This is a genomic window from Candidatus Methanoperedens sp., assembly GCA_012026795.1.
In the GTDB taxonomy this organism is placed as follows: Archaea; Halobacteriota; Methanosarcinia; order Methanosarcinales; family Methanoperedenaceae; genus Methanoperedens.
In genome coordinates this window covers 1-13,291 of record VEPM01000051.1, presented here as the reverse complement: position 1 = coordinate 13,291, position 13,291 = coordinate 1, and the positions used below count along the sequence as shown (strand labels likewise).

Sequence of the window (13,291 nt, the reverse complement as noted above, 5' to 3'; positions counted from 1 at the left end):
GGCTGGCACCTGTGGAGAGTCTCCAGCAAGTCCATTGGTGTGTGTCATAAACACAGGATAAGTTCCAATCATTGTGATATGGGCTTTTTCCATCTTGCATTCATAATGCGGATTGAAATCGCTATGAACGTCGTATCTTGAGGCTTCAAGCGGAGTTGAATCCAACTTGGCATCTTTCAAATCTATGAGTTTAACAATTCGTTCACCCACCATTTCCATGACTTTGTTGATACCCTCAATTCCTAAACGGTATTTGACAAAATGATGAAGCGTTCCACCTGATGGTATTGAGATTCCCCCATCTTTTCCTTCTTCAAAACCAAGGAGCCATGCCTCATCCTGTGATAAAACGATTTTCTTGAAAGGCTGCTGCCTGAAGAATTTTACTATAGCAAATTTGATCATTGCCGATACATTATATCTGAAATGCCAATCTTTATCGCTGTAGAAGTTGTTTTCTATTTGCTGTGCAATGTCCGCTATGTTTAGGAAAAATAAAAATTGACATAGCGAAACATTTCTTAAGCCCATATAGTTTTTAAGGGAGTCTGTGAAGGAGACTCCTTTAAAGACTTTTGAAGTTTCTGCCATAAGAGGCAGTCCTGGCAAAGTATTTATATATGTCGATAGAATTTTTGTGAAAATCAGGTCATAGCTAACAAAAAGATAGCTTTTTAAGTCAAATAGCTAATTGGATTTCTTCCCCAAGATAATAAATATTCAATCCGTCCACCTTAATTGTTTTGCCACTGATGTTGTTTGCAATATTTCCTGCCATCACATCAGCCACGCGAGAATAAAAAAGCCGACAGCCCAGTCGTAGATTATGCAGCCGTATATATACCATTCAGGCACTTTTGTTTGAACAAGGTTTATTTTTTTGTGGTGGATGGCATCCCATATGCCGTGCCAGAAATAACCTGCGACAAGAAGGTATGGCGTAATCCACAAGCTGAGAAGCACAAGAACTATGTACAATGCTATATTGGCCATCTCAATAAGGATATCCTGTTTTCTTCCTATATTAGAAAGAGTAAAACCTACATAGACTGCGGCAATACCCATAAGTAAAGAAGTGAATTTTCCTTCATGAATATCATTTTTAATATTAGAGCAATGAATTAAAAACATTTTGGTGGGAGGGGAGCATCCTGCTTATAGTATCAGTTATTTTATCCATAAATCAAAATTCATTTTTTACCATCCCGTCCTTTAGCCAGATTATCCTGTCCGCCCGCTTCCCAAGCTCAGGTTCGTGTGTTACCATCACAATAGTCTGACCGGATTTATTCAGTTCTATTAACAGATTTATTACCTGCTCTGAGGACTTCGTATCCAGATTGGCTGTCGGCTCATCAGCAAGCAAAAGTGCAGGCTCGTTGGCTAAAGCCCTTGCAATCGCTACTCTCTGTTGCTGCCCGCCAGAAAGTTCTGACGGTTTATGACCTGCACGATCAGATAGCCCGACCAAATCAAGCAATCTCATTGCTCTTTCTTCAAAATCTTTTCTCTTTACTATCAGTAACGGAAATGCAACGTTTTCCAGTGCGGTAAGCTCCATAAATAAATTGAACAATTGAAAAATAAACCCAAGCTTTTTAAGCCTGAAATCCGCACGCTGATCTTCATTCATCTCTGATACGTCAGTTTCCTCGATTAAAATCCTGCCTGCTGTTGGTGCGTCAAGCATTCCGATCATATTGAGAAGCGTGCTTTTTCCGCTGCCCGAAGAGCCCATTATCGCAACGAACTCACCTTTTTCTATTGCTATATTCACCCCCCTGAGCACAGGCACCTCAACTTTGCCCATCAAATACGTCTTACTCAAATCTCTGGTTTCAATTATATTAACCATGCCATGTCGCCTTGATTATGTTAATCCTTGAGGCTCGCCAGGCAGGGTATAAGCCTGCAAGCAGTGTAGCAAGCAAAATTACAATTGAAGGTATCAGGACTAAATAAAATGAAAAGGAAGCACTGATAACATTAGATTCTGCTGTGCTCAGCATGATCGGATGAACTTCCCAGTATTTGGTGATACTCAACCCCATAATGCTTCCCAGGATAACACCCGTAATCCCGAAAATCAGAGATTCCGTGAGAATAACTCTCAGCACAAAAGAATTCCGCGCGCCTATTGCTTTCATTATCCCTATCTCCCTTATTTTATGCTCTACCCTTGTGTACATTAAAACACCAACAGAGACCAAGGCTGCAACCAGACTGAGAATAATGAACATGTTTGAAATGAACACCCAGTTGCTCTTAAGCCTTTGAACATAAACGGCTTCTTCCTCCCATGTTGTTACTTTACCGTTAATCCCCTGCTGCACGACCAATAACTTGTATTTTTCAGCCAGTTGTATGTCTGTAAGGGATTACCGTGAAATAACTTATCTAAATTAATCTCCTTTTGGTGAAATGGAATAGTTCCATTTAGGATGTAAAGAATGGTATTCTATCTGCAATTTTTCCATTTCTTCATCCAATATTTTTACTCCTTTGGTATATTCCTTTTCATCCAATCGAGATGCCACAGTAAGACCTTTTTTTGTCTTCGTGCCACTAATGAGTTTTATGATTGTTTCATAACTAACAAGCGGTTTACCCTTCCAATTCATTGTGATATATGAAAACATGCAATGTTCTATCTTGTTCCATTTGCTTGTCCCAGGAGGGTAATGACATACAGTTATTGGTATTTTGATCTGGTTGACCAATTCCTGTAAATGAAATTTCCAGCCTTTATTACGACTTCCATTACTTCCGCCGCCATCTGCACATATCATCAACCCTTTTGCATTTGGATAATTATTTCTTCCAAACATTAGCCACCATTGCCTGATGCTTTCAACGGCAAATTCGGATGTATCATAGTTAATTCCCACATTTACCATTCCTTCATTTCTCTTTAGGTCATAAATCCCATACGGTGTCGCCCTTCCATTCCCAAGTGAAGGAAAATCATACACATTTACTTCTTTAGCTTGGCCTTTTTTTGTCCAACTTGTTCCAGGATTTTTGAAATCCCCTACGTTTTCTTTCTTTTTTGCATCAACTGATATTACAGGATACTTTTGATTTATAAATTCTTTCGCCTGTTCGTTTATATATCTAAACTGGGCATCTCTTTCAAGTACTGAAGAACCTTCTATATTTTTCTTATTCGCCTGAAGTGAGTAATCGTTTTCCTTCAAAGCTTGAAATCAAGACAATATGCTGTTATGAAGCCTGGAAGGGAGTTAACGATACTCTGAGTTTACGAAAATTATATATGATATCAAAATGATATCATATTGTTATGACAGAAACTCAAATTATTTTCAGGCTTGATAAAAGATTGCTTAAAGAGTTTGATGAAACCCTGAAAATCTCTGGATTCAAGACAAGGAACGAATGGTTCAGGGCAGCGATCAGGGAATTTCTTGAAGATGTTGAGCGAAAAAAAGTCCTCCAGAAACTGAGGAAGCTCGAAGTAAAAGGATTAGAGGAAAAAGATATAAAAGAGATGGTAAGCAAATGGCGTTCTGAGAAGAAATAATGATAATTGTCGATACGAATGTTCTGCTGGCATTTCTTCTTACAAACGGCATAACCCGCAGAATCATAGCCGAAAATCCAGATGTATTTGTGTCCCCTGAGCACTGTTTTGGGGAGTTATGGGAGCACAGGGATCGATGGAACAGGAACAAGCTTAGTGACGATGAATTGCTTGAAGTTGTCAGTGACGTAAAGAGACTATTTGTAATAGCTGTTCCCACAGAGGTTTGCAATCCGTATATTCCAGAGGCTGAGAAACTTAAAGATGATAAAGACGACGCACCGATTATCGCGCTTGCCTTACTGTGGATAATGAAGGAATCTGGACCTACAATACAAAACACTTCAGACAGGAGATATTTGGAGAGCGTATCAGGTATTGTCCACAAAAGATGTCATCGGCTTATATCCCTTAGAGGATGAATCGTAAGTCACAGTTGAAAATACTTACTTTCATAAATCTGCACTGCCCATTTTTTTTGCGCGCCGATAATCACAATTTATTAAAAATCACTCATTTTTATAGTTCTTACTTTGTCTTTGTTCACAATCAAAAAATTTCCTTCAAATGAGATATTTGACTTTAATAAAAGCCATTTTAATAGTTGCAATATATATGCAGGCGATTTTGGGGTACTCGTAAAAAGATTATCCCGTATGGTTTGCTTGATTTCTGTTTATATATAAGTTCTCCAAAATCTTTATCGAATGTGATTATTACCCACTTATTTCTTGATGATAATTCCAGTATCTTCTCATCGCTTGATCCTGCAAATTCTTCTGCAACGGATATTATCTTACATCCTTCTTTTCGGAGTTGTTTTACTACATTTAAGGGAATGTTCTCATCGGCCAAAAAGGTGGGCAAATTGTTCAAGCAGTAGCCTTTTCGGGAATTATGTAAAGATGTTCTTCTTTCAGGAGAGATAGCGAATATTCTAGGGCAGCAAGGATATCTTCTTTTTTGATCCGGGGATAGTTCTCCATTATCTCTTCATGGGTCCAGTTGTTTGCCAGCAGTTCCAGCAAGAATTCAACAGATATCCTGGTTCCTTTTATAACAGGTTTTCCACCAAGAAGATCAGGGTCGCAAACGATCCGCTTGAAAATTTCTTTTTGCATGGTAATCTATCTATACAATTATCCTTATTGTGTATAAAAGTCTTGTTGCTACCGGGTACAGAAACGGATTGGAACCTTCACCTTGAGTTTCTGGCGGTGTAAGGCATCGCACATTTATCACTATTTATATATTAATTTCCCGGCGCCGATATGTTCCCCAAGCAGCCACTTCACACTAAAAACCTCACAGCATAAACAGCGAACTCAATACGAACTCGTACGAACTCTTGCAGCAAGAAATCCACGTCACCCTCGAAACAATTAAGATCAAATAATTTTATTTAAGTCAGCAAATGAAGAACGAGAGTAAACCGACCTGGAAAGATGTTGTGAAAGAAGCCCTCGCAGAAATCGGTAACTCAGGCCATCTTGACAATATTTACTCAAAAATAAAAGGACACCCGAAAACCGAAACAAATCCAACATGGAGAGACACCGTAAGACGCACCTTACAGCAGTACAGCATTTTCTATCAGGAAGAGAAAGGCAGCGGTATATGGTATCTCAGGGAAGAAAAGCCTCTTCAGGAGTTCGACCCGAAAAAGAATCCGAACCCTGCGCATGAGGATGTTCAGGGGATGCTGCTTGAGCTTGGGAGGATATACGGTTATGAGACCTCGGCAGCGATCAATGATGCAAAGAAGAAATTTATGAGCAGCCCCATTGAAGAAGTCGCCACCATAAAAGAATTTCAAAGGGATGTATTTCATCCAAAAGTTGTGGAGATTCTGAGCCATATAGATACGGCAATTGATATCATTGTTTTTACTTTTTAAGTATCCCTTATCTTTATTACACTATCTTTTAGAACGATAAATTTTCCATCTACGTCGGTAGATTTTAAAAGTATTCTGAGAAGGTCAAATCTTTTAGCCGGATTAGTCGTTGAAGTTCTTATTAGTATAACTCCACGGGAGGGTTTTTGTAACCTGAAGACAAGTTCGCCGAAGTCTTTATCATCAGTAATTAAAATCCTTCCATCATCGTTAGATTTTTGAAGAACTTCATCATCAGCAGCCGAGTGTTTCCAGTCGCCAACAAAAAGAACATCATAACCTGCATTTTTTAATAGGATTGCAAGTCTCTTGCCTGTGCACTCGTCAATGAGAAATTTGACTTTCAAGCCGTCTCCACAATGGGGATTATCTCCTCTCCCGCTACCATGTCTGAAACATACCTGAGAGCAGCCCGTATGTCCTCTTCATTGAGATTTGGATATTCTTCGAGTATATCTTCTATGCTCATTCCATCTGCCAATCTTCTCAGTATGGCATCCACCGGAATTCTTGTTCCTCTAATAATAGGCTTTCCAACCATTATTTTTGGATTTACAACTATTCTTTCTTCCATCTCTATAATAGTTGGTATTGGGGGTATTATAGTTTTGCGTGCAAGTCAGGTGCTTTGCATTATATATTTATCACTATTTAAATATTAATTCTCCGGCGCCGATATGTTCCCCAAGCAGCCTACTTGAATCAAAACCAGAATAAGAACTTATTTCGACAGGATAACAGGATTGACTGGATTCAAACCGCAACATTTATGAAATCCTTATGTGGCGCGTCCCCAAGTCCTCATAGCGCAGATTTATGGAATGGTGTCGAATTTATGTTAGTATACTTCATTATGCGTTCCTAAATCTATCAGCAGGATTTTCTTTTTTTCTTTATCCACGAATCTGAATATCAACCTTTGTTCATAATTTATTCGCATTGCCCAGGAACCTTTTAAGATGCCACTTAAGCGGTGTGTTTTCAAAGATGGATGAAATGGATCGATCACAAATAATTCCATTTTATTCCTGAATCTGCATTAAATCAGGATGTTTCTGGCTCCACTTTATAATAATCTTTTAAATTTCTCATCCCATATAAGTTCAATCATTCAGGTCTTTCCATAGCTCGTCGAACTTTCCGCTCTTTACATTTCCCGCTTTGTAAGCTCTCAATGCTTCTTTTATCCTTTTAGATATTTCAATCCTTCTTAACTCAATCTGCCTTTTAGAAAGAATATTCAATAGATACTCCCGATCATCAAATTCTAAATGTTCTGCTTCTTCGAGAACTTTATCAAGGGTAACCATTTTATTTATCATTTTATCATGATAATTCTTGTTTGCTTACTATTTAAATAAATCCATTTCACAAACATGTCCATAAAAGCGGTAGCGCAGCACCGTGAAACCCGTTTGTGCATCAGGATAATCCCTTCTGTAAGATTCGACCTTATCACCTCTAATCAGCACCTCATAACTCTCAAGCAAACTACCGTTAAATATCCCCGGATAAACATCCAGCCAGACTTTGTTCGGGCTATCGTGGGTGACGTGGAGCGTTCATCCTTTAACGGTGTATCTGCATTCATAGCCGTCTGGATATGACCAGCATATCGGGTATTCCGTTCGTGGTTTTATCTTGTAGAAGCCGTAATCTTTGAATGCGAATTTTTTGATGGAGTTTTCGGTTAGGGTTTGTGCCCACTTTGACTCAAGGTAAAATACAAGGCCAACCGCAATGAGCGCAAAGACCGCAAAGATAATCACTGCGGCGCTTTGCCTTTTGCCACATGGTATTGAAAGAATATCCTTCAACGACTGGAACACGGATGGCACGGATTGGACGGATATTCACGGATACGGAATCTGTGCGCATCCACCGTGCAATCCGTGTCCCATCAAAACATCACTGATTTATTATTCTTAAAATATTAAACTCCCGGCGCCGATATGTTCCCGAAGTAACCACTTCACGGAAAAACAGTGCAACGTGAGCAATAAACTCCTATTGCAGGAAATCTACGTCACCCTCGAAACCATTAAGATCAAAGAATTTTATTTAAGTCAGCAAATGAAGAACGAGAGTAAACTGACATGGAAAGACGTTGTAAAGGAAGCTCTTTTAGAAATCGGCAACTCAGGCCATCTTGACGATATTTACTCAAAAATAAAAGGTCACCCGAAAACCGAAACAAATCCAACATGGAGAGACACCGTAAGACGCACCTTACAGCAATACAGCATTTTTTATCAGGAAGAAAAAGGCAGCGGTATATGGAATCTCAGGGAAGAAAAACCCCTGCAGGAATTCGACCCGAAAAAGAACCCGAACCCGGGACATGAGGATGTACAGGGGATGCTGCTTGAGCTTGGGAAAATATACGGTTATGAGACCTCAGCAGCGATCAATGATGCAAAGAAGAAGTTCATGAACATGCCTATTGAAGAAGTCGCCACCATAAAAGAATTTCAAAGGGATGTATTTCATCCAAAAGTCGTGGAGATTGTGAGCCATATAGACGTTTTATGGTTTGGCGGCGATACCGATATGCTTGTGCCTGAATTCGCTTTTGAAGTTGAGCATACGACTGATGTGACAAAAGGACTGGGGAGGCTTCTTGACCTTCATAGGTCAGGCCAGAGAACAAGACTTTTTGTAATCCTGCCCATTGATAAAATGGGCAAGTTCGATAAAGAGATCGGACGCAGTCTTTTCAGAGATATAAAAGGGATTTGCAGGGCAAGGACGTATGGGCCGCTCATGATGCTATACACTCTGGCGAAGGAGCATAATTTACAGAATATGGAATTTTTTGGCGAGTAAAAAACAGACGGCGCAGAATTATTCTTACATGAAATCATTTTAGCCATTCTTGCTTCTTTATGTTGGCTTGTTTTAATATGCGGGATAGCAGGTCAACCCCAATCTCTTTTTTATGAGGGTTAGGTAACGTTAAAACAAGATCGCCTTTTAACATATACGGATGCTTCCCACCAGAGAATGGACCTTCGAATCCGAATTCCTTTAATCTCTTAACAAGCTGTTTCCATGACACTGGCATCAATTTTGTCAAGAGATTCCATCACCCTTGGCTCTTCAAATTTTATACCACCGATTGAAGGGATTTGAAGTCCTTTTTTTAATCTGAGAATTATCCATCCTTCTATTATTTCGGCAAGATTTCTTCTGCATTCTTCCAGGTTTTTGCCGGTTGCCCAGACCCCTTTTAGTCCTGGAACCTCCCCGTAATAGGGTTCATCATCTTCAATTATCTCATATTTTGCTTTTTCAAGCGCCGCATTTATGTATTCAAGTATCATGCCGCATCTCTTTGCATATTTTATCATTTATCAATGCTCTTAATATAGCTTTTGTATTATCTCGATATATTTTAAGAGTATTGTATTTAATTTTAAATATTAAATCTCCAGAGCCGATATGTTCCCGAGCAAACACTTCACATCAAAAACCGCGCGGCAAGAGCAACTCATGTCAGGGGGAATCCGCATTATGAACGAGAACGGCAGTGAGGTATACGTTTGAAAGACTCGACCCTATCGTTCCTGATAACTGAGGCAAAATGCAAGGCCCGCCGCAATGAGCGCAAAGACCGCAAAGATGCTGCGGCGCTTTGCCTTTTGCCGCATGGTATTGAAATAATATCCTTCAACGACTGGAACACGGATGACACGGATTGGACGGATATTCACGGATACGGAATCTGTGCGCATCCGCCGTGCAGTCAGTGTTCCTCCGGAGGCGCTGAAAATTTATTACTCTTAAAATATTAAACTCCCGGCGCCGATATGTCCCGAAGCAGCCTACATGAATCAAAACCTGAGTAAGAACTTATTTCGACAGGATAACAGGATTGACTGGATTCAAACCGCTGCTTTCATGAAATCCCCATGTGGCGCGTCCCCAGGTCCTCATAGCCGCCCCGTCCGCTGAATTGTTACGCACCAGAATCATTCGATTCGCGCCGATGCCTCAGCAAAAAAGAGCTTCAGGAATTTGAAACCGCAGATGAACGCGGATTTTTTCGAATCTTTTTAACGCGCCGAAGTGTAAAAAGAAGCCTCTGATTTGCGTTATTTGCGAACTTCGCGGTGTAGGCGCCAGTTTTTGAGAGATGGTAATAAGAAGGATTCAATTTATAGCAACTTTTCAGGTTGACATATTTTAATTATAGTGTTTATATCGTCAAAATGCGCATCATACGTCACAATGCAATCACATTTTTCTATAAAGGCTAAAATCGCATGGGGTATATCTGAAGTATCTTTTAATTTGATGTCACTGGAATATCGAATCCTTTGCTCTCTATTAAGAAGGGGAATTATCTCAACTTTTGTTTTGAGTATTTCTTCAAGTGCTCTTTTACCGATGTTTCTTGAAATATCCGGTGAAAAATTTTCTATGGCAAAAATGAACAATTCGTGAAGCGAATAAAAAGAGACTACCCCTGTGATATCCCGTGAATCTATTTTATCAAACAAAGCCGCTACATCTTTGTATCTCTCAGGCTCTAACTTCCTGCCAAAACAGTATACTACAAGTGTTGAAGTTTCCAGATATGCCCGCACTCGATCACGCCTTTATTTTCTCTGGATGCTGGACGAAATCAACTAAAGTTTTTGATAAGGCTAATGCTATTGCAGATATTCCCTGCTCCTCCAATAATAGCATGCTTTTCTCTTTCGCCTTCTCCGAGAGTTTTATCAAATCCTTATTCTTTAAATGTACCGCTGCAATCTCATGAAGATTTGATATTTCCTTATCATGTCGCTTAGTTCTCATATTTATATAGTTGATTTATTTGTTTATATAGATAACCTCAGAAAGCAATTAAGATACAGCATTATTCTGTTCGTGGTTTTAGGGTATAGAAGCCGTCGTCTTTGATGGCGAATTTTTTGATTTATTTTTCGTTAGGGTTTGTGTTCACTTGACTTCTGAAGCAAAATACATGGCTCACCGCAATGAGCGCAAAGACCGCAAAGATAATCACTGCGGCGCTTTGCCTTTTGCCACATGGTATTGAAATAATATCCTTCAACGACTGGAACACGGATGACACGGATTGGACGGATATTCACGGATACGGAATCTGTGCGCATCCGCCGTGCAATCCGTACTCCGGCGGGCGCTGAAAATTTATTACTCTTAAAATATTAAACTCCCGGCGCCGATATGTCCCGAAGCAGCCTACATGAATCAAAACATGAGTAAGAACTTATTTCGACAGGATAATAGGATTGATTGGATTCCAACCGCAGCTTTCATGAAATTTCCATGTGGCGCGTCCCCAGGTCCTCATAGCCGCCCGTCCGCTACATTGTTACGCGCCGGAAGTCAACCGATTCGCGCCGATTTTTCAGCGAAAATAAAGGGCCCTGTGCAATTTGAAACCGCAGATGAACGTGGATATACGCGGATTTTTTTTGAATCTTTTTAGCACGCCGAAGTGTAAAAAGAAGCCTCTGCTTTGCGTTCTTCGCGTACTTTGCGGTGTAATGCGCTCGATATTTATCACTATTTAAATATTAATTCTCCGGCGCCGATATGTTACCGAAGCGGCCACTTCACACTGAAAACCGCCAGCATGAACAACGAACTCGGCACGAACTCTTGTTTCAGGATAGGTATCGCACTCGAAACCATTAAGATCAAAGAATTTTATTTAAGTCAGCAAATGAAGAACGAGAGTAAACTGACATGGAAAGACGTTGTAAAGGAAGCTCTTTTAGAAATCGGCAGCTCAGGCCATCTTGACGATATTTACTCAAAAATAAAGGGCCACCCGAAAACCGAAACAAATCCAACATGGAGAGATACAGTAAGACGCACTTTACAGCAGTACAGCATTTTCTATCAGGAAGAAAAAGGCAGCGGTATATGGTATCTCTGGGAAGAAAAGCCTCTTCTGGAGTTCGACCCGAAAAAGAACCCGAATTGGGGGCATGAGGATGTTCAGGGGATGCCGCTTGAGCTTGGAAAAATATATGGTTATGAGACCTCAGCAGCAATCAATGATGTAAAGAAGAAGTTCATGAACATGCCCATTGAAGAAGTCGCCACCATAAAAGAATTCCAGAGAGATGTATTTCATCCAAAAGTTGTGGAGATTGTAAGCCATATAGACGTTTTGTGGTTTGGCGGCGATACCGATATGCCTGTGCCTGAGTTTGCTTTTGAAGTTGAGCATACGACCGATGTGACAAAAGGACTGGGGAGGCTTCTTGACCTTCACAGGTCAGGTCAGAGAACAAGACTTTTTGTAATCCTTCCCATTGATAAAATGGGCAAGTTTGATAAAGATATAGCGCTCATGTAGCTGGTGAAAGGGGATGCCGAGGATAGCAGAGAAGGATTCAAAATTCAGGAAATATATCGCTGCATGATTGGTCGGAAAGCTTTTAAATCATTCAATCAGAATTATAGCCATGAAAGATGCTTTAGAATATTTCAGGGCAAACCTTGCAGAAATGATCTCTAAATATGAAGGGGAATATGTGGCGATCATTGAAGACAAAATTATTGCTCACGGCAAGGACGTAAAAAAGGTCTATCAGGAAGCCAAAGCTAAATTTCCTAAGAACATCGTTTTCCTGGGTCAGGTTCCAAGAAAGGAGGCTTTGATCCTTTGAAAAAATGCTTCAAGTTCGCAAGGGAAAATTCTTCCAGCCTTGGATTTGTTTATAGACCGATTGCGAAGGTGGGGCTAAAAGACGCCAATGGCGACATGTTTGAACTCAGTATGCTGGTAGATTCAGGTGCAGATATATCAATCCTTTCGAAAAGGATTGGCGATATAATGGGAGTGGATGTAGAGCAGGGGGAAGCTAAGGTATTCAGGGGAATTGCGGGAGAAATGATGGCTTATGTTCATAAAATACCTTTATTCATAAATGGAAAGGAAATTGAAACAAGAGTTGCTTTTGCTCTGTCAGAAGTACCCAACTTGCTGGGAAGGCTCGATATTTTTAGGAATTTTGAGATAAGTTTCAGGAAAGAAGAGGATTTCTGCTTCAGCGACTGATTTCTTATATCGATGAGAGAGAATCACAATGAAAATTCTCAAAAACAGGACTTGTGCGGTATGTGGGCATAAATTCGATGTAAAACTTGAACAGGGCAATGTAATCCCCATCCAGTACTTCTATTCAAAAAAACTGGGAAAAGCTCTGACAGATAAAGAAACGGAATACTGGGAATGTGAGAATTGCAGCGGATACATGAAGGAGAGGATGATAGAGTGGATGAATAAAAACTGGGGTATTCGCTGTCCTGATTTTGAAGAGAGTTGTCCGCTTTGCAGGGCATGGAAATATTTTGATTATCTTTTTGAAGTAGATTCTTGACTTCGCCACCTACGGCTAAGTAAAACGTATTTTTATTACCTTATATAATTTGCCAGATGGCTATTTACCAGCGTAATTTCAGACTATCGTCATCATATTTTTTGATAAAATCGCCTAAAATGCTGATCACTTCATTCGAAATATTTGACAGTATTGTAAATTTGAAGGCATTTGGAGGATATGCGACGGTAAGTGTCAAATTGTTAAGGAATTTCCTGAGTAACCTTATGTCTCTAACTAATGGTTTCTTGGCTAAATAAAGTGTCAAATTGACAAGAAAATTCGTGAGGAACGTAAGCAGTAGATATCCTTTAACTGCAAGATCACTCCAATGTCGTATCGGTCTCAATTCCAACCCATCTTTCAAACCCCGAATGAACTTTTCAGCCTTATCCCGATCCTTGTACAAAGAAAGAATTTTTTCAGGTTCATCATTGACTGAACTTTCAAGAGCAAAAAATCCCTCCAATCCATTGATATAAGGAT

Annotated in this window: 23 protein-coding genes and 2 pseudogenes; 10 read left to right on the top strand and 15 right to left on the bottom strand. The window is 39.9% G+C overall.

Annotated elements, in window-relative coordinates; genetic code table 11:
• The 5 genes and pseudogenes from FIB07_17770 to FIB07_17750 all read right to left on the bottom strand — a co-directional run.
• The coding region (locus tag FIB07_17770) for an ISNCY family transposase (protein NJD54692.1) at window positions 1-591 on the bottom strand (591 nt) is incomplete at its 3' end.
• A 186-nt stretch (window positions 592-777) separates the two neighbouring features.
• The gene (locus FIB07_17765; protein ID NJD54691.1) at window positions 778-1,065 is read right to left on the bottom strand and encodes a hypothetical protein; all 288 of its coding nucleotides are present in this window, start codon (window positions 1,063-1,065) and stop codon (window positions 778-780) included.
• A 118-nt stretch (window positions 1,066-1,183) separates the two neighbouring features.
• Window positions 1,184-1,855 (bottom strand): ABC transporter ATP-binding protein, encoded by a 672-nt coding sequence (locus FIB07_17760; GenBank protein NJD54690.1) that lies wholly within the window; start codon window positions 1,853-1,855, stop codon window positions 1,184-1,186.
• Window positions 1,848-2,333, bottom strand: a complete 486-nt coding sequence (locus FIB07_17755) for an FtsX-like permease family protein (protein ID NJD54689.1) — start codon at window positions 2,331-2,333, stop codon at window positions 1,848-1,850. The genes FIB07_17760 and FIB07_17755 overlap by 8 nt, the downstream gene beginning before the upstream one ends.
• Before the next feature lie 69 nt (window positions 2,334-2,402).
• Window positions 2,403-3,197, bottom strand: a pseudogene (locus FIB07_17750) (ISAzo13 family transposase).
• Window positions 3,198-3,301: 104 nt separating this feature from the next.
• On the opposite strand from FIB07_17750, the gene FIB07_17745 reads away from it, so the two are divergent.
• Window positions 3,302-3,541, top strand: coding sequence for a hypothetical protein (locus tag FIB07_17745; protein ID NJD54688.1), 240 nt, complete (start codon window positions 3,302-3,304; stop codon window positions 3,539-3,541).
• Window positions 3,541-3,963, top strand: a complete 423-nt coding sequence (locus FIB07_17740; GenBank protein NJD54687.1) for a hypothetical protein — start codon at window positions 3,541-3,543, stop codon at window positions 3,961-3,963. The genes FIB07_17745 and FIB07_17740 overlap by 1 nt, the downstream gene beginning before the upstream one ends.
• 175 nt (window positions 3,964-4,138) lie before the next feature.
• On the opposite strand, the gene FIB07_17735 is transcribed toward FIB07_17740, so the two are convergent.
• Entirely contained in the window at window positions 4,139-4,417 is a 279-nt protein-coding gene (locus FIB07_17735) for a hypothetical protein (protein NJD54686.1), read from the bottom strand.
• Window positions 4,414-4,662: a DUF433 domain-containing protein gene (locus FIB07_17730; GenBank protein ID NJD54685.1), complete on the bottom strand. Its 249-nt coding sequence runs from the start codon at window positions 4,660-4,662 to the stop codon at window positions 4,414-4,416. Before FIB07_17730 ends, FIB07_17735 begins: the two co-directional genes overlap by 4 nt.
• A gap of 293 nt (window positions 4,663-4,955) precedes the next feature.
• Here FIB07_17730 and FIB07_17725 point away from each other — a divergent pair, with 293 nt between their 5' ends.
• Window positions 4,956-5,438 carry a hypothetical protein gene (locus FIB07_17725; protein ID NJD54684.1) on the top strand — a complete coding sequence of 161 codons (483 nt, stop codon included), beginning with the start codon at window positions 4,956-4,958 and terminating at the stop codon, window positions 5,436-5,438.
• On the opposite strand, the gene FIB07_17720 is transcribed toward FIB07_17725, so the two are convergent.
• The 4 genes and pseudogenes from FIB07_17720 to FIB07_17705 all read right to left on the bottom strand — a co-directional run bounded on the left by FIB07_17720 (window position 5,435) and on the right by FIB07_17705 (window position 6,748).
• Window positions 5,435-5,785, bottom strand: coding sequence for a hypothetical protein (locus FIB07_17720; protein ID NJD54683.1), 351 nt, complete (start codon window positions 5,783-5,785; stop codon window positions 5,435-5,437). The two genes, FIB07_17725 and FIB07_17720, sit on opposite strands and share 4 nt — an antisense overlap.
• The gene (locus FIB07_17715; protein ID NJD54682.1) at window positions 5,782-6,012 is read right to left on the bottom strand and encodes a DUF433 domain-containing protein; all 231 of its coding nucleotides are present in this window, start codon (window positions 6,010-6,012) and stop codon (window positions 5,782-5,784) included. The genes FIB07_17720 and FIB07_17715 overlap by 4 nt, the downstream gene beginning before the upstream one ends.
• 264 nt (window positions 6,013-6,276) lie before the next feature.
• Window positions 6,277-6,483, bottom strand: a pseudogene (locus FIB07_17710) (hypothetical protein).
• Between the two features lie 58 nt (window positions 6,484-6,541).
• Window positions 6,542-6,748, bottom strand: coding sequence for a hypothetical protein (locus tag FIB07_17705; GenBank protein NJD54681.1), 207 nt, complete (start codon window positions 6,746-6,748; stop codon window positions 6,542-6,544).
• A gap of 66 nt (window positions 6,749-6,814) precedes the next feature.
• Here FIB07_17705 and FIB07_17700 point away from each other — a divergent pair, with 66 nt between their 5' ends.
• Together FIB07_17700 and FIB07_17695 are read left to right on the top strand one after the other, a co-directional pair.
• Window positions 6,815-7,045 carry a hypothetical protein gene (locus tag FIB07_17700; GenBank protein ID NJD54680.1) on the top strand — a complete coding sequence of 77 codons (231 nt, stop codon included), beginning with the start codon at window positions 6,815-6,817 and terminating at the stop codon, window positions 7,043-7,045.
• A gap of 466 nt (window positions 7,046-7,511) precedes the next feature.
• Window positions 7,512-8,264: a hypothetical protein gene (locus FIB07_17695; protein NJD54679.1), complete on the top strand. Its 753-nt coding sequence runs from the start codon at window positions 7,512-7,514 to the stop codon at window positions 8,262-8,264.
• Window positions 8,265-8,298: 34 nt separating this feature from the next.
• Here FIB07_17695 and FIB07_17690 read toward each other — a convergent pair whose 3' ends face one another.
• Window positions 8,299-8,514, bottom strand: a complete 216-nt coding sequence (locus FIB07_17690) for a type II toxin-antitoxin system HicA family toxin (protein NJD54678.1) — start codon at window positions 8,512-8,514, stop codon at window positions 8,299-8,301.
• Window positions 8,474-8,761 (bottom strand): type II toxin-antitoxin system HicB family antitoxin, encoded by a 288-nt coding sequence (locus FIB07_17685; protein ID NJD54677.1) that lies wholly within the window; start codon window positions 8,759-8,761, stop codon window positions 8,474-8,476. The genes FIB07_17690 and FIB07_17685 overlap by 41 nt, the downstream gene beginning before the upstream one ends.
• 219 nt (window positions 8,762-8,980) lie before the next feature.
• Here FIB07_17685 and FIB07_17680 point away from each other — a divergent pair, with 219 nt between their 5' ends.
• Window positions 8,981-9,232 carry a hypothetical protein gene (locus FIB07_17680; protein NJD54676.1) on the top strand — a complete coding sequence of 84 codons (252 nt, stop codon included), beginning with the start codon at window positions 8,981-8,983 and terminating at the stop codon, window positions 9,230-9,232.
• A 363-nt stretch (window positions 9,233-9,595) separates the two neighbouring features.
• Here FIB07_17680 and FIB07_17675 read toward each other — a convergent pair whose 3' ends face one another.
• Together FIB07_17675 and FIB07_17670 are read right to left on the bottom strand one after the other, a co-directional pair.
• The gene (locus FIB07_17675; protein ID NJD54675.1) at window positions 9,596-10,027 is read right to left on the bottom strand and encodes a PIN domain-containing protein; all 432 of its coding nucleotides are present in this window, start codon (window positions 10,025-10,027) and stop codon (window positions 9,596-9,598) included.
• 4 nt (window positions 10,028-10,031) lie between these two features.
• Entirely contained in the window at window positions 10,032-10,241 is a 210-nt protein-coding gene (locus FIB07_17670) for a hypothetical protein (GenBank protein NJD54674.1), read from the bottom strand.
• Window positions 10,242-11,046: 805 nt separating this feature from the next.
• Here FIB07_17670 and FIB07_17665 point away from each other — a divergent pair.
• The 4 genes from FIB07_17665 (at window position 11,047) to FIB07_17650 (ending at window position 12,805) form a co-directional block, all read left to right on the top strand.
• Window positions 11,047-11,778: a hypothetical protein gene (locus FIB07_17665; protein NJD54673.1), complete on the top strand. Its 732-nt coding sequence runs from the start codon at window positions 11,047-11,049 to the stop codon at window positions 11,776-11,778.
• 109 nt (window positions 11,779-11,887) lie between these two features.
• Window positions 11,888-12,091, top strand: coding sequence for a hypothetical protein (locus FIB07_17660; GenBank protein ID NJD54672.1), 204 nt, complete (start codon window positions 11,888-11,890; stop codon window positions 12,089-12,091).
• Window positions 12,088-12,483, top strand: coding sequence for a hypothetical protein (locus tag FIB07_17655; protein ID NJD54671.1), 396 nt, complete (start codon window positions 12,088-12,090; stop codon window positions 12,481-12,483). The genes FIB07_17660 and FIB07_17655 overlap by 4 nt, the downstream gene beginning before the upstream one ends.
• Before the next feature lie 28 nt (window positions 12,484-12,511).
• On the top strand, window positions 12,512-12,805 hold the full coding sequence (locus FIB07_17650; protein ID NJD54670.1) for a hypothetical protein: 294 nt from the start codon (window positions 12,512-12,514) through the stop codon (window positions 12,803-12,805).
• Window positions 12,806-13,291 lie beyond the last annotated feature (486 nt).